The organism is Azospirillum sp. B2RO_4 (assembly GCF_051124815.1).
In the GTDB taxonomy this organism is placed as follows: Bacteria; Pseudomonadota; Alphaproteobacteria; order Azospirillales; family Azospirillaceae; genus Azospirillum.
Genome location: NZ_CP118486.1, coordinates 346,511 through 363,187, shown reverse-complemented (window position 1 = coordinate 363,187; position 16,677 = coordinate 346,511). Strand labels below are relative to the sequence as shown.

At 69.5% G+C, this 16,677-nt stretch carries 17 protein-coding genes; 2 read left to right on the top strand and 15 right to left on the bottom strand.

The annotated features are described in order from the left end of the window. Positions 1 to 149: 149 nt before the first annotated feature. Entirely contained in the window at positions 150 to 2,909 is a 2,760-nt protein-coding gene (locus PWS46_RS15715) for an SUMF1/EgtB/PvdO family nonheme iron enzyme (RefSeq protein WP_434621959.1), read from the top strand. An 8-nt stretch (positions 2,910 to 2,917) separates the two neighbouring features. Here PWS46_RS15715 and PWS46_RS15710 read toward each other — a convergent pair whose 3' ends face one another. From PWS46_RS15710 to PWS46_RS15680, 7 genes are all read right to left on the bottom strand, one after another. Further along, positions 2,918 to 3,610 (bottom strand): hypothetical protein, encoded by a 693-nt coding sequence (locus tag PWS46_RS15710; protein ID WP_434621957.1) that lies wholly within the window; start codon positions 3,608 to 3,610, stop codon positions 2,918 to 2,920. Between the two features lie 106 nt (positions 3,611 to 3,716). Next, positions 3,717 to 4,427 (bottom strand): Crp/Fnr family transcriptional regulator, encoded by a 711-nt coding sequence (locus PWS46_RS15705; RefSeq protein ID WP_434621955.1) that lies wholly within the window; start codon positions 4,425 to 4,427, stop codon positions 3,717 to 3,719. 201 nt (positions 4,428 to 4,628) lie between these two features. Beyond that, entirely contained in the window at positions 4,629 to 4,889 is a 261-nt protein-coding gene (locus tag PWS46_RS15700) for a hypothetical protein (protein WP_434621953.1), read from the bottom strand. 31 nt (positions 4,890 to 4,920) lie between these two features. Beyond that, entirely contained in the window at positions 4,921 to 5,280 is a 360-nt protein-coding gene (locus PWS46_RS15695) for a hypothetical protein (RefSeq protein WP_434621951.1), read from the bottom strand. Between the two features lie 28 nt (positions 5,281 to 5,308). Then, positions 5,309 to 5,764, bottom strand: a complete 456-nt coding sequence (locus PWS46_RS15690) for a hypothetical protein (RefSeq protein WP_434621949.1) — start codon at positions 5,762 to 5,764, stop codon at positions 5,309 to 5,311. A 226-nt stretch (positions 5,765 to 5,990) separates the two neighbouring features. Further along, positions 5,991 to 6,533 (bottom strand): hypothetical protein, encoded by a 543-nt coding sequence (locus PWS46_RS15685; protein ID WP_434621947.1) that lies wholly within the window; start codon positions 6,531 to 6,533, stop codon positions 5,991 to 5,993. A 115-nt stretch (positions 6,534 to 6,648) separates the two neighbouring features. Continuing rightward, positions 6,649 to 7,389: an SDR family oxidoreductase gene (locus PWS46_RS15680; protein WP_434621945.1), complete on the bottom strand. Its 741-nt coding sequence runs from the start codon at positions 7,387 to 7,389 to the stop codon at positions 6,649 to 6,651. Between the two features lie 99 nt (positions 7,390 to 7,488). Here PWS46_RS15680 and PWS46_RS15675 point away from each other — a divergent pair, with 99 nt between their 5' ends. Then, positions 7,489 to 8,436 carry an AraC family transcriptional regulator gene (locus tag PWS46_RS15675; RefSeq protein ID WP_434621942.1) on the top strand — a complete coding sequence of 316 codons (948 nt, stop codon included), beginning with the start codon at positions 7,489 to 7,491 and terminating at the stop codon, positions 8,434 to 8,436. A 10-nt stretch (positions 8,437 to 8,446) separates the two neighbouring features. Here the strand turns inward: PWS46_RS15675 and PWS46_RS15670 are convergent, their stop codons facing one another. From PWS46_RS15670 to PWS46_RS15635, 8 genes are read right to left on the bottom strand one after another with little or no spacing between them, the layout of a single operon-like run. Next, on the bottom strand, positions 8,447 to 8,935 hold the full coding sequence (locus PWS46_RS15670; protein WP_434621940.1) for a MaoC family dehydratase: 489 nt from the start codon (positions 8,933 to 8,935) through the stop codon (positions 8,447 to 8,449). Continuing rightward, the gene (locus PWS46_RS15665; protein WP_434621938.1) at positions 8,932 to 10,194 is read right to left on the bottom strand and encodes an MFS transporter; all 1,263 of its coding nucleotides are present in this window, start codon (positions 10,192 to 10,194) and stop codon (positions 8,932 to 8,934) included. Before PWS46_RS15665 ends, PWS46_RS15670 begins: the two co-directional genes overlap by 4 nt. 54 nt (positions 10,195 to 10,248) lie before the next feature. Continuing rightward, positions 10,249 to 11,490 carry a CaiB/BaiF CoA transferase family protein gene (locus PWS46_RS15660; protein WP_434621936.1) on the bottom strand — a complete coding sequence of 414 codons (1,242 nt, stop codon included), beginning with the start codon at positions 11,488 to 11,490 and terminating at the stop codon, positions 10,249 to 10,251. Further along, positions 11,487 to 12,668, bottom strand: a complete 1,182-nt coding sequence (locus PWS46_RS15655; protein ID WP_434621934.1) for a CaiB/BaiF CoA transferase family protein — start codon at positions 12,666 to 12,668, stop codon at positions 11,487 to 11,489. The genes PWS46_RS15660 and PWS46_RS15655 overlap by 4 nt, the downstream gene beginning before the upstream one ends. Positions 12,669 to 12,725: 57 nt before the next feature. After that, on the bottom strand, positions 12,726 to 13,751 hold the full coding sequence (gene dctP / locus PWS46_RS15650; protein WP_434621932.1) for a TRAP transporter substrate-binding protein DctP: 1,026 nt from the start codon (positions 13,749 to 13,751) through the stop codon (positions 12,726 to 12,728). Between the two features lie 47 nt (positions 13,752 to 13,798). Further along, complete coding sequence (locus tag PWS46_RS15645; RefSeq protein WP_434621930.1) at positions 13,799 to 15,088, bottom strand: TRAP transporter large permease; 1,290 nt, start codon at positions 15,086 to 15,088, stop codon at positions 13,799 to 13,801. Next, positions 15,088 to 15,639, bottom strand: a complete 552-nt coding sequence (locus tag PWS46_RS15640) for a TRAP transporter small permease (RefSeq protein WP_434621928.1) — start codon at positions 15,637 to 15,639, stop codon at positions 15,088 to 15,090. The genes PWS46_RS15645 and PWS46_RS15640 overlap by 1 nt, the downstream gene beginning before the upstream one ends. A 22-nt stretch (positions 15,640 to 15,661) precedes the next feature. Beyond that, positions 15,662 to 16,609, bottom strand: a complete 948-nt coding sequence (locus tag PWS46_RS15635; protein ID WP_434621926.1) for a zinc-binding dehydrogenase — start codon at positions 16,607 to 16,609, stop codon at positions 15,662 to 15,664. Positions 16,610 to 16,677: the final 68 nt, after the last annotated feature.

Sequence of the window (16,677 nt, the reverse complement as noted above, 5' to 3'; positions counted from 1 at the left end):
AATCATGGCGGCCTGCCGGAAATTTCCGCAAATACAGCCGAAGCCGACCGCCATGCGTCGCAAGCCTTGCCGGCGGACCCCCATGGTCGAGGGGGCCACTTTGCTCGGGGACGGAGGCGGGGATGATGGGACCGGTCGGACCCTGCCGGATGCTTCTCGCGGTGCTGCTGCTTCTGCTGGTGGTCGCGGTGCCGGGCGGCTTTGCGCATGCGGCCCGTTCGGCTGGCGGTGGGCCGGGTACCGGTGCTTCGGCGGAAAGCCGGCTGGCGCTGGTGATCGGGGTCAGCAAGTACCGCAACGCGCCGGAATTGCTGAACCCGCGCAACGACGCCCGTGCCATCGGCGAGGCATTGCGGGCGCTGAACTTCACGGTGGATGAAGAGTACGACCTGGACGCCCGCGGCTTCGCCGTCGCCCTGCGGCGGTTCGGCATCAAGGCCTCGCAGGCCGACGTGGCGGTGATCTTTTACGCCGGGCACGGCATTCAGGTGAACGGCGTCAATTACCTGCTGCCAGCCGACGCCCAATTGGAGCGCGAACGCGATCTGGTCTATGAGGCCATCCCGCTGAACCTGCCGATGGGGGAACTGGCCGGCGCGCGCAAGCTCGGCATCCTCATCCTCGACGCCTGCCGCAACAATCCCTTCGTCGACCGCCTGACCCGCAGCGGGTCGAACCGCAATCAGGCGCATCCCGGCTTGGGCAGCGTCGACGACACCCCAAGCGACACGCTGGTGGCGATGGCGACCCGCGCCGACCAGCTGGCGGAGGACGGCACCGGCGACCACAGCCCCTTCAGCGCGGCGCTGCTCCAGCATCTCCAGACGCCGGGGCTGGAGCTGAGCCTGTTCTTCCGCAATGTGCGCGATACGGTGAAGCAGGCCACCAACGGCCGGCAGGAGCCGTTCGTCTACGGCTCGCTCGGCGCCACGCCCTTCTACTTCAACCCGCGCCCTCCCAACCGGCCGCCGGTGCTGGGCGAGTTGCGGGTGCTGACCGTGCTCGACCACGCAGGCCCGGAGCCGCTGGGGGCCGGCAAGCCGACCGACCCCGACGACGACCAGATGTACGCCCGCGTCACCGGCCTGCCGCGCGGCGGCACCGTTCGCGTCGGCGAGCGCAGCGTGCTGATCGGCGACTATCTGACGGTGGAGCAGCTGGCGGCGACCAGCTTCAAGCCCGACGGCAGCTTTCGAGGCGAGGCCGGCGCCTTCGAGTTCCTGGTGGCCGACGGCCGCGGCGGCATGGTCACCGGCACCATCCCGGTCACCATCAAGCCGAGCAACCAGCCGCCGGCCGTGGTGGCGGAGCGCAAGCTGCGCGTCGCCGGCAACCCGATGGGGATCGACGCCCCGGCCGATCCGGACGGCGACCCGCTGACCGTCACCGTCACCGCCGTGCCGGAGCGCGGAAGCGTCCATGACGGCGCGGCGGTGGTGAAACCGGGTGACCGGCTGACCGTCCAGGCGTTGACCGCGCTGACCTTCGACCCGGAGGCCGCGGCCCCCGGACCGGCCGGCACCCTGCGCTACAGCGTCGATGACGGGCGCGGCGGCACCGCGACGGCAAGCGTCAGCGTGGAGATCGCGCCGCCGGGAACCACGCCGGTGGCGGAACTGGAGGACAGCCTGTGGAAGCGCGTCCAGTCCAGCAAGGAACCCAACGACTATCGCGCCTTCCTGCAGCTGTTCGGCGGCAGCGGCTACGCCCCCATCGCCCGCCGCCAACTGGAAACGCTGACGCTTGCCGGCAAGCGGGCGGAAGAGCCGCCTAAGACGGAGACCAAGCAGGAGGCTGCCAAACAGGAGCCGGCATTGGGCCCCGGCCTGGAGCCGGCGGAGCCCGGACGCTACACCGCCACGGTGGACAGCGTGCTGCGGGCGGCGCCGGCCAACAGCGGTGCGCGGATCGGCCGGGTGCCGCGCGGGTCTGCGGTGCAGGTGCTGGGCCGCGTGCCGGACGGCGGGTGGTACCGCATCGCGCTGGAGGACGGCACCCAGGGCTTCGTCGCCGCCAGCCTGCTGAAGCACGAACCGCTGCCGGCGCCCGAGGCGGCCCCCCCGGCGGCATCCGTGGTGGAGGCCGCGGTCCAACCGCCGGCCGAGCCCGCTGCCGCCGAACCGCAGGTGGCGGCGGCCACGCCGCCGGCGCCCGCACCGGCACAGGGCAACGGGACGGCGCGCAACCATGGCAACGGCAACAGCTTCCAGGATTGTCCGACCTGCCCGGTGCTGGTGCGGGTGCCGGCCGGAAGCTTCATGATGGGGAACGACCGAGGCGATCCGTCGGAGCGGCCGGTCCACCGCGTCACCATCGACAAGCCCTTCGCGCTCGGCATGTATGAGGTGACGGTCGGCGAATGGCGCGCCTGCATCCAGGAGGGCGGCTGCACCGACATGCCGCGCATGGTCAACCCGACCGATGGGACGCCTGTCCACAATCTGCATTGGCAGGATGCCCAGGCCTATGTGGCGTGGCTCAGCCGCAAGACCGGACAGCGCTACCGCCTGCCGAGCGAGGCGGAATGGGAATTCGCCGCGCGCGCCGGCACCACCGCCCCCTACTGGTGGGCGGGGGAAGGCGGCCTCCACGCCGATTGCGACGATTGCGGCGGCCCGCACGAGCACCTGACCCCGATCGCGGCCGGCAGCTACAAGGCGAACCCCTTTGGCCTGCACGACATGAACGGCAGCGTGGCGGAATGGGTGGAGGATTGCTGGAACAGGAACTATCACGGCGCGCCGGACGACGGCAGCGCCTGGACCCGCGGCGACTGCCGCAAGCGGGTGCTGCGCGGCGGCTCCTGGCGCGACCGGCTGGAGGCGATCAACGGCACGGTGCGCAACAGCTACGACATCGACGTGCGCTATCTCACCAACGGCTTCCGGGTGGCGCGCGAGGTGAACTGACTTGACGTTCAGCGCTGGACGGTGACGGCGGTCTGGGTCGCGCGGTTGTGCGTACCGACCGCGGTGTTGGTCACGGTGTTCACGTTGTTGAACTGCACCCCGCCATGTGCCAGCGCCGTGGGCAGATGCGGCAGCGGCCCTGCCGTGCTCATCAGCAGGTCCAATGTCGAAGGGCCGGCAGGCTTGGCGGGCGGAGTTGGGGCCGGTTCGGGTGCCGGCGTGGCCGGGGCGGCGGTCTCCGCCGGCCCGGCGCTGCCGTCGCCGAGCTGCTGCTGGCTGACGTTGCCGTCGCCGAAGGCGAAGTTCAGCGCGCTGTTGAAGTTGTTCACGATGAAGGGCGCGTCGATGATGGTGAAGCCGGGATCGGGCTGCAGCGGCGGCTGTCGGCTGGCGGCCAGCGGCTGACCCTTGTTGAAGCCGGCGAGATAGCCGGCGTCGCCACGGATGCGGGTGATCGCCTGCTGGTTCACGGAAGACCGGCGGACCGACGGGTTGGTCACCATCGCGCCGGGGGGCGCGCCGCGAGGCGTCGGATTCACCGACACCGGCAGGCGCGGCGCCTGGGAGAAGGCCTGCGCCATAGCGGCGCCGGGGATCGGGCCGGGCGGAAAGGCGATGCCGCCGGTGACCTGGGCTGCGGCCGTTCCGGCGGTCAGCAGCAGGGCGGCGACCGCGGGAAGAAGGGCGGTGCGGGTCGACATCGTCATGGGCTCCCTCTGGACTTGCGGCCGGGTGTGGGGAGCAGAATAGGGCGGACGCCGATGCCGGCGCTGTGGCGCGGCTCACAAAATGGTGCCGATTGGCGTCTCAGCCGCAGGATTCGCCGATCTCGTCCAGCGCGCGGGTGTCGCGGATGACGATATGGCCGGCATCCATTTCGATGACCCCGGCACGCTGCCATTCGTTCAGCAGCTTGTTGACGCTCTCGCGCGACACGCCGACGAGGCAGCCGAGCTGCTGCTGCGACAGCTTGATGTCCAGCCGCAGACCCTGCGGTCCCGGCTTGCCGAAGGCCTCGCCCAGCCGTTTCAGTGCGCGGGCGAAGCGGGAGGACGCTTCCAGGAAAAGCGTGTCCTCCAGATGCTCGCTGGTCGTGCGAAGCCGCTTGCACAGCACGCCGATGATACGGAACGCCAGATCGGGCCTTGCGTTCAGCACCGGCATCAACTGCGACCGGTCGAGGACCAGCAGGTCGGTCTCCTCCAGCGCCACCGCATCGGCGGTGCGCGGCTCGCCGTCCAGAAGCGCGATCTCGCCGAACAGGCCGCCCTTGTTGATGATGCTCAGCACCAGCTCCTTGCCGTCCATCGAGTGGCAGCAGATCTTCACCCGGCCGCGGATGACCGCCATCATGCTGTCGCCCGGATCGCCCTTCTGGAAGATCATGGCGCCGCGCGGGTGGTGGGACAGCCGGGCGGTATTGGCCAGACGCTGCCGTTCCTCCCGCTCCAGATGCTTGAGCAGGAAATGTCCGGCGAGGACGAGATCCTTGTCGAAGTTGATCCGTATCGCGGTCATGGCCGCCACTCCCTTGCTGACATCGTGGCTGACATCGCGGGCCGCTTCTCCAGCCACGGAATGGTACGCCGGCAACCGGGCTGCCTTACTCCGTCAAAGGCGGTACGCCGTCGTTGGCACTTCTGCACCGTCCGTGCGCGGGGCGGACACGAAAAGGGCGGCCGGCGCTGGCCGGTCGCCCTTTGGTTGGAAAATCGCTGGTCAGCGGAAGATCGCCTTCGGCGGCAGTGGCTGCGGATTGAGGGCGCGGTCGCCGCCGAAGGTTGGACCCGGCGTGATCCCCGGCAGGGTCGTCCGGCCGCAGGTCAGGCAGGGCGGCGGCCTCGGGATGCCGGGGGCCGGCTGGAGGATCAGCGGGCCGAGCGTGGTGGCGCGCGTGTAGGACAGGACAGGCGTCGCGGCGAAGGCCGGTGCCGCGGCGATGGTGGCAAGCGCCAGCGACAGGGTGAGGAGGCGGGACATGGCGGTGTCTCCGGGTCGGTTGCGGTGGGGATCAGTCGATGTCGGGGTCGTCGTCGTCATCCATGTCGAGGGAGCGGGCCTGATGGCCGAAGGGGAAGCCCCGGCGGTCGAAAAGGCCGTGCAGGTCGGGGGCGACCGGTCGGGGAAGCAGAAGGGCTTCCGCATCGGGAACGACCTCAGACCGCGGGTCGGACGGCGTGGCGGAGCAGCGGGTCTGGCCGTCGAGGGTCACGCAGCTCAGCGTTCCCGATCCCCGCATGCAGACGGTCTTGCCGTTGACCGTCTGGCAGGCGAGGGAGCCGGCCTGCACCGGTGCCGATAGAGCGGCGAACAGCAGGACGGGCGCGGCGATGGTCAGGATTGTCGGGACTATGAGCGGGAGCTTCGGCATCGGTGGCCTCCCGGATAAGAGGGGGGGATCAGCGGCGCAGGCCGGTCAGCGATTGGCCGGCGCTGTTGCCGATGCCGGCGGTGACGTTGGTGCCGACACCGACATTGGTGCTGACCAGAGGCCCGCGGCCGCTGAAATTGAGCCCGACTTGAACACCGTTGCCCTGGAAGCCGAGCAGCCTCTGGCCGGCACTGTTTCCGATGCCGGCGGCGACGTTGGTGGCGGTGCCGACATTGGTGCTGACCAGCGGGCCGACGCCGCGGATGGGCGCACCGCCGCCGCCCTGGAAGACGGCGCCCTGTTGCTGTGCCGAGTTGCCGATGCCGGCGCCGACATTGGTGGCGTTGGCGACGTTGGTGCTGGTCAGACCGGGAACGGCCATCATGGTGGGCAGGCCGGGACCGACGGCGGATTTGGGTTGCGCCAGGGCGGGGGTGGCGAGCAGGGCAGTGGCGAGGGCGCCAAGGACGAAATTGCGGATCATGTCGTGGGTTCCTTCAATGGGGGATGAGGCTTCGGGCTTCCGCGCCCCGCTGTTCTCTTGAAGGAAGCTTAGTGGAGTGCCCGGAAGGCTTCTGTGAGTTGACCCACAGTTTGCGGGCGTTTTCCGGGAAGGTCCCGGCCGCATCATGCGGGCAAAAGAAAGCTCCGGCCGGGGGTCCGGCCGGAGCGAGGTCTGGGGAGGAAGCCTGGAAGGAGAGGGCCGGTGGTCAGCGCTGCTTGACCAGGGCGCTCTGGCCGGCAAAGTTGCCGACGCCTGCCGACAGGTTCTGCATGGAGCTGTGGTTGAAGGGGCCGAGCAGACCGCCGGAGCGCTGCAGGACGGTGCCGTTCTGCAGGGCGGTGTTGCCGATGCCGGCCGCCGTGTTGCCGACATTGGCGACCGAGCCGCCGCTCAGCAGGCCGCCGCTGCGCTGCATCACCGTGGCCATCTGGCCGGCGTTGTTGCCGATGCCGGCGGCGGTGTTGCCGATGGTCGCCGCCGAGCCGCCGCCGAACACGCCGCCGCTGCGCTGCTTCACGAAGGCGCCCTGGTTGGCCGTGTTGCCGATGCCGGCGGCGAGGTTCGACACGGTTGCGACGTTCGGCCCGGCAAAGGGACCCTTCGACCGCTGCATGACCAGCGCGCTCTGGTTGGCGGTGTTGCCGATGCCGGCCGCGGTGTTGGAGATGTCGGAGATGTTCTGGGCCATCGCCGGGGCGGCGAACAGGGCGAGCGAAGCGAAGCCGGTCAGCAGGGAGGTGCGGATCATGATCTGGTCTCCTGTCTCGGTGCCGCGGGATGCGGCGTGTTGCCGATGGACAGACCCTACCCAAGACCCGGATTCCGGGATGTGAGCCGCACCACAAACTTGTGCCTTTTCCCGATCAGGCCGATGCGAGCGCCACCGCGTCGGCGCCGGCGGCAAGGCGCATCGGGCAGGACGGATCGGTCGCGGCGCGCCACAAGACTTCCGCGACATCGCTGGCGTGGGTGACCGGACCCGGCTGCTGCCATGCCGCGAATACGCTTTGCGCCAGGGCAGTATAGGCCTCCGGAATGGCGTCGCGCATGCGGGACCGGGCATTCTCGCCGAAGGCGGTTTCCGGCGCCCGGCCGGGAAGGACCAGATGCGTCCGGATATTGAAAGGCTCCAGTTCCAGAGCCAGCGATTCGGTGAAGGCGTTCACCGCCGCCTTGCTCGCCGTATAGACCGAGAGCAGATGCAGCGGCTTCAGCGTCACGCTGGAGGTGACGTTGACGATGACGCCCGACTTCCGCGCCCTGAATTGCGGCAACAGCGCCTGCGTCATCGCCATGGTGCCGAAGGCGTTGGTCGCGAAGATCTCGCGCACGCTGTCCATCGTCACCCCTTCCAGCGCGCCCAGCAGGCCGATGCCGGCATTGTTGACCAGCACATCGACCGGCCCGGCTTCTTCCACTGCCCGGCCGATGCTGTCCACATCGGTGACGTCGAGGCGGAGGATGCGCAGCCGGTCGGAGCGGGGCAGAACATCCTCGCGCGGAGTGCGCATGGTGGCGATGACTGTCCAGTCGCGATCGAGGAAATGACGGGCCGTCTCCAGGCCGAAGCCGGACGAGCAGCCGGTGATGAGGATGGTTTTCATGGAATGGCTCCTGCCGAAATGGTGTGAAGCGGAAGATAGACCGCAACGGCTGGACCATCTACAATCGGAAGTCCGGAATTCATTCGCAGGAGTCCGAACATGATCGACCCCCTGGCGCAGGTGGTCGGCCTGCTCCGCCCGAGCGCTTCCTTCTCGAAGCTCACCTATGGGGCCGGCTGCTGGCGGGTGCGGCGGACGGAGACCGGGCGGCCGTTCTATTGCGTGGTCCTCGACGGCTCGTGCCGCCTGAGCCTCGGCGGGGGCGAGCCGATCACCCTGGAGGCGGACGACTTCGTGCTGATTCCCGCGGCCTACGAGTTCACGGTGGCGAGCATCGAGCCGATGCCGGCGGGGGCCGCCGATACCTGTCCGGTCGAACTGCGGCCGGGCGAATATCTGCTGGGCAGTCCCGACCGGTCACCGGACGTCTGCAATTTGGTCGGTTACTGCGATTTCGCGTCGCCCGACGCCGACCTGCTGGTGTCGCTGCTGCCGCAACTGGTGCATGTCCGCGGCGAGAAGCGGTTGAGCGCGCTGGTGCGGATGGTGAACGAGGAATCGCGCGCGCAGCGGCCGGCGCGCGAGGTGATCCTGGCGCGGCTGCTGGAGATTCTGCTGATCGAGGCGCTGCGGTCGACGACGGTGTCGACCGGATCGCCGGGGCTGCTGCGGGGGTTGGGCGACGACCGGCTCGCCATCGCCCTCCGGCACATCCATGACCGTCCATCCGCGCCCTGGACGGTCGCCCAGTTGGCCAAGGAGGCCGCGCTGTCGCGTTCGACCTTCTTCGAGCGGTTCCGGCAGGCGGTCGGCGTCGCCCCGATGGAATATCTGCTGCAATGGCGCATGGCCCTGGCCAAGGACATGCTCCGGCGGCGCGACGGCGGGATCGCCGATGTCGCCGAGCGTGTCGGCTACAGCTCCGCCAGCACGTTCAGCGTCGCCTTCACCCGCCAAGTCGGCGTTCCGCCGACGGTCTATGCCCGCCGGCAGGTGGAGGGGGAGGCGACGCTTTCCGAAGCCTTGCCGGCCGGCGTCGCGCCGTGAGGATGGCGCCTTACGCCGGTGCGCCGTCGCGGGTCCGCAGCATGCGCAGGGGGTTGTAGGTCATGACGACGGTTCCGTCCTGCCGCGTCACGCGATTGGACGTGCGGATCAGGCCGCGGCCCGGCTTTGAGGTCGGGCGGGCCTCGATCACCTCGCAGGCGACATGGATGGTGTCGCCGACGAAGGTCGGCGCCTTCACGTCGATTTCGGCGTTGAGAAAGGCGAGGCCGGTGCGCTGCATGCTGGCGGTCAGCAGGCCTTCGGAGAAGGAATAGACCAGGGCCGCCGGCACGACCCGGCCGGCGATGGCCATATGCTCGCGGTCGGCGGTGTTGGTGAACAGCTCCTCGGTGAACCAGCTGAGATTCACGAAGGCGGTGAGGTCGGATTCGGTGATCGTGCGGGCGACCGTGCGGAAGCGCGTGCCGACGGGCAGATCCTCGAAATGGAAGCCGAGCCCGATGGTGGGGCCTTCCTGGTCCTGGTTAGCGATGGTCATGGTGCGTCCCCTTTCGCGGTGATGGCCGTTCCGGCCCGCAGCGGCGGCGTGGCCGGGATCGCCCCGGCGATCGCCGGGCTGAGAAGGAAGGGCAGGGGGGCCGCGCCGATGGCGGCGGCGGCCACCACCAGCGAGACCGCGTAGCCCTGCGTGAGGTCGTGCAGCAGGCCGGACAGCCATGCCCCCAGCGCCGCGCCGATCGACATGGTGGCGTAGATGCTGCCGAAGATGGTCGCCGAACCGCCGACGAAGATCCGGCTGGTCAGGGTGGAGACGATGGGACCGCGCGCCCCCTGGGCGACGCCGAACAGCAGCGTGTAGCCGGCAAGCAGGATGGGGCTCGGCCGCTCATACAGCCCGATCAGGCAGAGGATGCCGGCCAGCGTGCCGGCGAAGCTTGCCAGTGCCGTGGTGCGGAAGCCGATGCGGTCGCACAGGCCGCCCGCAGCGATCACCCCGGCCACCGACAGCATGCCGGCCGAGCCGAAGGCCGCCGCCGCCTCGATCGGCGGATAGCCGCTTTCCACCAGCATCGCCACGACCTGGACGATGACGATGTACATGCCGAAGGCGGTGAAGAACAGCACATGGACCAGACCCCAGAAGGGCAGGGTGCGCATGGCCTCGGGCAGGCGCCATCCGGTCCCGGCGCGGCGGACGGGGGTGGCGCCGCCATCATCCTGTTCCGCCGGGCGGCCGTCGGCCAGCCGGCGCCACGGCAGCAGAAGCACCGGCAGGGCGAGCGCGGCGAGCAGCAGGCCCATCGCCTGATAGGCGCCGCGCCAGCCGAGCCTTTCGATCAGCAACTGCGCCAACGGCGCGATCACCAGGATGCCCGAGCCGAAGCCGGCATAGGCGATGGCGATGGCCGTGCCGAGATGCCGGCGGTGCCAGCGGCCGATCAGCGCCGCCGCCGGGATCATGCCGATGGCGGCGACCCCGAGCCCGGTGACGATACCGAGACAGAGATAGAGCTGCCAGCGCGCCTCCAGCATGCTGCCGCCCAGCGTCGCCAGCGCCAGCAGGACCAGACCCGCCGGGTAGACGACGCGCGGGCCGAACCGCTCGAATGCCATGCCGCTGACGGGAGCGGCCAGACCCTGCACCAGCATGTAGAGCGCGTAGACGCTGGTCAGGGTGCTGCGCGGCCAGCCGGTTTCCTGTTCGATGGGGACCAGGAACACCGTGTAGGCATCGGCAACCCCCCGCGCCACGAAGTTGAAAAGAAAGGCGAACAGGACGACGAGCAGCGCCGGCAACAGCGTCGGATTCCGTCGTGGACTCCCGCCGGGCCGGTTGCCGAAGGGCAAGGCTCAGCCCTCCGCTGCGGTGGCGGCCGAAGAGGGCGATACCGCAGCGGGGCTGCGCGTGATACCGCGCGCCAGAAGGTCGGCGATCCGCTCCTCGTCGTATCCGGCCTCGCGCAGCAGTTCCACGCTGTGTTCACCCAGGCGCGGGGCCTGGCGGACGGGTTGCGGACGGCGGCCGGACCAGCGGGTCGGCACGCCGATGGAGCGCACCGTGCCTTCATGGGGATGCTCGACCGGTCGCAGGAAGCCGGTCGCCGCATGGTGGCCGTCGTCGATCAGGCTGTCGGGCGTGTGCAGCGGCATGACCGGGATGTCGGCCTTCGTCAGCGCGGCCAGCCAGTCCGCCGTGCTGCGGGTGGCGATGGCGTCGGCGACCAGCCCGTACAGCTCGTTGATGTGGCGGGTGCGGCTGCCGATGTCGGCGAAGCGGGGGTCGCTGTCGAGGTCGCCGTCCCGCCCGATCAGCGCGAAGAAGTTGCGCCATTGCTTGTCGTTGTAGATCACCACGCAGATGTGGCCGTCGCTGGTCCGGTAGGGGCGGCGGTGGCGGGCGAGCAGCCGGGGATAGCCGGTGGGACCCAGCGGCGGCTCGAAGGTCATGCCGCCCATATGGTCGCCGAGGACGAACTCGGTCATCGCCTCGAACATCGGGATCTCGATCTCCTGTCCCTCGCCGGTGCGCTCGCGCTGGAACAGGGCGGCGGCGACCGCATAGACGGCGTGCAGACCGACGGTGCGGTCGGCCATGGTCGCCGGCACATAGCGGGGATCGCCGCCGGAGGAGTCGGCGATCAGGGTGGGAATCGCCGCCGCGCCCTGGATCAGGTCGTCGTAGGCCGGCTTTTCCGCATAAGGACCATCCTGGCCGAACCCGGTGACCGCCGCGTAGATGATCGACGGGTTGACGGCGGCGAGGTCGGCGTAGGACAGGCCGAGCCGCGCCATGGCGCGCGGCCGGACATTGTGGATGAGGACGTCGGCGCCGCGCGCCAGATCGAGCAGCGCCTGCCGCCCGTCCGGCGCCTTCAGGTCCAGCACGATGCTGCGCTTGGAGCGGTTGGCGTGCAGGAAGATGGCCCCCATGCCGGGATGGCGCATCGGCCCGATGCCGCGGACATTGTCGCCGGCCGGAGATTCGACCTTGAGGACATCGGCGCCGAGATCGCCCAGGATCTGCGTCGCATAGGGCCCCACCAGGACCGAAGTGAGATCGAGGATCCGAACGCCGTGCAGCGGGCCGTTCATGCCGGGCCTCCGTGATTGGGAAGTTTGGACGGGGTCGGAGCGCCGATCTCCGCGCCGATCTCCGCCAGAATGGCTTCGGCGTCGCCGTTCAGGGCCGGCGCCGGTGCATGCAGGGGAGAGGACTGTCCGGCGGCGCGGACGGGAAAGCCGACCTGCCGCCCGTCGGGACCGGCGACCGACAGGCCCAGCGCCTCCGCCTGGGCAGAGGCGGCGGCCTCGTGGGGAAGGCGGCAGATGTCGGCCGGCACGTCGGCCTCGGTCAGCCTCGCGATCCAGCGGTCGGCGCTGTCGCCGGCGATCACCTCCGCCAGCAGGCCGGCGAGCCGGTCGCCATGCTCCTGACGGCCGGAGTGGCTGTCGAATGCCGGGTCGGAGAGCGCCGCCGCAGCGGGGCCGGACGGCTGGGCCGCCACCGCGGCGCGGAAGCGTTGCCAGAAATGGTCCTCCATCAGGCCGAGCGCGATCCAGCGGCCGTCGGCGGTTTGGTAGATGTCGTTTGCCGGGCTGAGATGGGCGCGCGGGTCCTGCTGCGGCTCGGTGCCATGGCGCAGGCCGGCGCAATAAAGCACGGCGCCGAACAGGCTGGCGTCGAGATGCCGACCGCGACCGGTGCGGTCCCGCTCCGCCAACGCCGCGGTGATGGAGGCGGCGGCAAGCGCCCCCGCCGCGAAGTCGCCGACGGGAATGCTGGGGCGGGAGGGCGGGCGGCTCCAATGTCCCGGAAGCCCGAGCGCGCCGGCCGCCGCCATGATGTTGATGTCGTGGGCCGGTCGATCCCGCGCCGGCCCCGTCTGGCCGAAGCTGGAGACTGAACAGTAGACGATCCGCGGGTTGAGAGCACTGAGCGCCGCGTAGCCGATTCCCAGCCGGTCGGCGACGCCGGGCCGGCTGGATTCGATCACCACGTCGGCCCAGCCCGCCAGCCGCGCCACGATGGGCGCGGACTGCGGGTCCTTGAGGTCGAGGGCCACGCTCCGCTTGCCGCGGTTGACTGCCGCGAACATCGCCCGCTGATAGCTGCGGGCGCTGTCGCCGCCGGGCGGCTCGACCTTCACGACGCCGGCGCCCAGATCGGCCAGCACCGTGGAGATGAAGGGACCCGGCAGCAGGGCTGAGAAATCGACCACCCTGGTGCCGGCCAGCGGACACCAGATCTGGGAGGATCGGTCGGACGTCATCGGCTTTCCTGTGAAGCGGCTTACCTGCGAAGCGGAGCGGGGATCAGGTCCGGGCGGTCATTTCCCGTCCTTCAGCGCCTGCTGGAAGGCGGCCAGCACCTCGCTGCCGGGCAGGCGGCGCTTGTCCAGGTTGGCCGCCCATTCCTTGCTGACCGACGACAGCATGTCCTTCAGCTTGGCGCTTTCCGCCTCCGGCAGATGGACCATGGTCACCCCGGCCTTCTTCAGCCGTTCGATGTCTTTGGCCTCGTCGTGGTCGGTCTTTTCGCAGGCGTTGTGGTTGATGGTCTCGGCGGCCTTGTCCATGGCGTCGCGGACGTCGGCGGGCAGCTGGTCCCATTTGCGCTTGCTGATCATGTAGGTGATGACGAAGCTGCCCAGATTCTCGCCGACGGTCGCCGACTTCACGGTGTTCTGCAGGTCGTAGGACAGCACGCTGGAATGGGGGAACAGCATCCCGTCGACGGTCCCGCGCGACAGCGCCTCCAGCACGTCGGGGGTCGGGATCTGCACCGGCACGGCCCCCATCTTGCGGATCGCCAGTTCCTTGGCGGCGCCGGTCGTGCGAATCTTCTTGCCCTTGACGACGTCGACGCCCTCGATGCCGGTCTTGCCCATGTAAAGCTGGTAGGGCGGCAGGACCATCGTCCACAGCACCCGCATGCCCGCCGGCCCGATCTCGCGCTTGTCGAGGATGCCGCCGGGCTTGACCAGCTGCCAGTAGGCGTTGGTGCCGGCGCAGGACGAGTTGAAGGCCTCCGGCAGCTCGGCCACGGTGGACAGCGGAAGCTTGTCGGTCACGAAGGCCGGCGCGACGTAGCCGATGTCGACCACGCCGTTCTGCGTCAGGGACAGCAGGTCCTTGGCCTTGCCCAGCTGTTCGGCCGGGTAATACTCGAAATCCACCTTGCCGTTGGTCAGGCGCTTGATCTCGTCCATCCAGGGTTTGGTGCCGTATTCGACGACATAATGGCCGGCGGGGAAGGAATCGGCGACGCGCAGCTTCGTCTGCTGTGCCGCCGCCGGCGACGCGGTGACGGCAACGGCGACGGCGAAAAGAGTCGCGGCGGTGGTCGGCTTCATGGGTTTCCTCCGGATTTTCTGCGGGTTTGTTGTCGTTCGGCCGCGGGTCAGTAGCTCATCGTCGACGGCAGCCAGGTGATGATCTGCGGGAAGGCGGTCAGCGCCGCGATCAGGATCAGGTGCGCCACCACATGGGGCATCACGCCGGCGAAGATCTCTTCCAAAGGCCGGCCGGTGTAGCGGGAGACGACGAAGACGTTCAGCCCCATCGGCGGGGTCACCATGCCGACCTCGGCGGTGATGACCACGATCACGCCGAACCAGACCGGGTCGAAGCCCAGCGACAGGACTACCGGCAGCACCACCGGCACGGTCAGGATCAGGATGGCGATCTGGTCCATGACGCAGCCCAGCAGCACATAGCCGAACAGGATCAGCGCCATGATCACCCACGGCGACACGTCGAGCGACCCGACCCAATGGACCAGCTCCTGGGTGATCTGCGTCAGGGTGAAGAAGGTCCCGAACACATGGGCGCCCAGCATGATCATCAGGATCATCGCGGTGGCGTGGACCGCGCGGACCAGGGCGGCGCGCAGGGTTCCGGCGGTCAGGTTGCCCGAGCGCAGCGCCAATAGGAACGCGCCGAAGGCGCCGATGCCAGCCGCCTCGGTCGGGGTGGCGATACCGGCATAGATCGTCCCGGTGACACCGGAGAACAGCAGGATCATCGCGCCGCAGACCTTCAGCGAGGCGAATTTCTCGCGCAGGGTATAGCTGCGGCCCGCCGGCGCGCGGCTGCGGTCCTGGATGACCAGAAGATAGACTGTCAGGACGATGGTCAGCGTCACCAGGATGCCGGGGATGATGCCGCCGACCAGAAGCGCGCCGATGCTGACGTCGGCGATGATGCCGTAGAGCACCAGCGCGATGCTGGGCGGGATCAGCATCGCCAGCGTGCCGGAGATCGCCACCACGCCGCCTGCCAGTTTCGGCTCGTAGCCCTGTTCCAGCATGGCCGGGATCGAGGTGGAGGACAGCGTCGCCGCCGCCGCCGTGCTGGAGCCGGAGATGGCGCCGAAGCCGGCCCCGGCCACCGCCGTCGCCATGCCAAGGCCGCCCGGCACCCGGCCGACCCATTTGGCCGCCGCGGCGAACAGGTCGTTGGCGACCCCGCTGAGGATCACGAACTCCGCCATCAGGATGAACATCGGGATGGTGATCATCTCGTAGGAGTTGGCGGTGGAGAAGGGCACCGTTTCGAGGATGCCCATCACCATGTCGACGCCGCCGATCATCATCAGCCCGGCCGCGCCGGAAACCGCCATGGCGAAGGCCACCGGCAGCCCGAAGGCCAGCATCAGGAAGAGGATGGAGATTCCGCCGAGCGCCACCATCAGATGCGTTCCTCCAGATTTGGGGTGGGGGCATGTTCGGTGCCCTGGGCGCCGCCGAAGGCGTCGCGGAGGTTGGTCGCGGTCAGCAGAAGATTGCGGAGCGTCAGCAGGACCCCGCCGATGACGACCGGCACCAGCGCGATCCAGGTCGGCCACAGATAGGCGCCGGACAGCGCCTCTTCGTTCTGCCAGGCGGAGAGGGAGCGCTGGAAGGCAAGCCAGCCGATCGCCGCCGTGACCATGGCGGACACGAGGTAACCGGCCGCCTCGCCGATATGGCGCATCGGTGCCGGCATGCTGCGCTGGAGAATGTCGATGCCGATATGGCCGTTCTCGCGCAGGGTGTCCGACACGCCGAAGAAGAACATCCCGACCATGAGGTACAGGGAGATCACGTCGTAGGACCACGCCAGCGGCATGGCGAAGAAATACCTCATGACCACGTCGGCCACGACGACCAGCATGATCAGCATCATGCAGGCCGCCGCGACCAAGGAGAAGACATGGTCGACGGCATCGAGGATGCCCGTCGGTCCGCGTGTCCTGCTCATGCCTGGCACCTCCCTCGATGTTTTATCGGCCGCCGTCTTGGACGAGCAGCACCGTCTTTCCCTTGTGCCGGCGGGCCAGCAGGTCCGCGGCGGCCTCCGGCATCTCCGCCCATGGGCGCCGGACGGCGATCTCCGCCGCCAGCCGGCCCTCGGCGGCCAGCGCCAGCAGCAGGGACAGGTCGCGCGCGGCAGGCTCGCCGCTTTTGATGTCTTCGAAGACCGCGAGGCCGGTTACGGTTCGCGAACCGCTCATGTAGAAGGCGCGGGCGTCGATGGTGGCTTCCGAGCCGCCGGTGACGCCGAAGACGACACAGATGCCGCCGGGCGCCAGCATGCCGAGCGACCGTGCCAGCGACGGGCCGCCGACGGATTCGACGATCAGGTCGAAGGTTCCGATGCTTGCGGTTTCGTCCTGATCCTCCGCCATCACCGCGGCATGGTGGGCACCGAAGCCGAGCGCCCGAGGCGCGTCCTCGGCGGTGCGGACCATCGCGGTCACCCGCGCCCCGGCCTGCCGGGCCAGCTGGCAGGCGAGATGCCCGACGCCGCCGGTGGCGCCGGTGACGAGCACGCGCCTGCCCAGCAGGTCGCCGCCCCGTCTCAGCGCATGCAGCGCCGTCAATCCGGCGACCGGCAGACAGGCGGCCTGTTCCGTCGCCACCCCGTCGGGGATCGCCGCAAGCTGGCGAACCGGCACGGCAACCAGTTCGGCCCATGCGCCCGCCGCCAGCAGTCCGGCGACCCTGGTCCCGGCGGTGGGGCCGGAGCCGTCGGCCGCCTGCTGTTCCACCACGCCGGCAAGATCCCAGCCCGGCCGTGTGCCCGCACGGGCGGACAGCGCCCGCGTCGCCTCGCCGCGATTGAGCGAGATCGCCTCCACCCGCACCAGCGCCTCCGAGGGCTTCGGTTCGGGGGGCGGCACGTCGCGCAATGCGAAGACCCCTCCCGCCTCCATGACGATCGCCTGCATGGCCCTATCCTCCTGTTCGGCGGTTTCCGGTGCGAAAGGTCGCGGGTCGGCCGCCGGTGGTCAGCGGC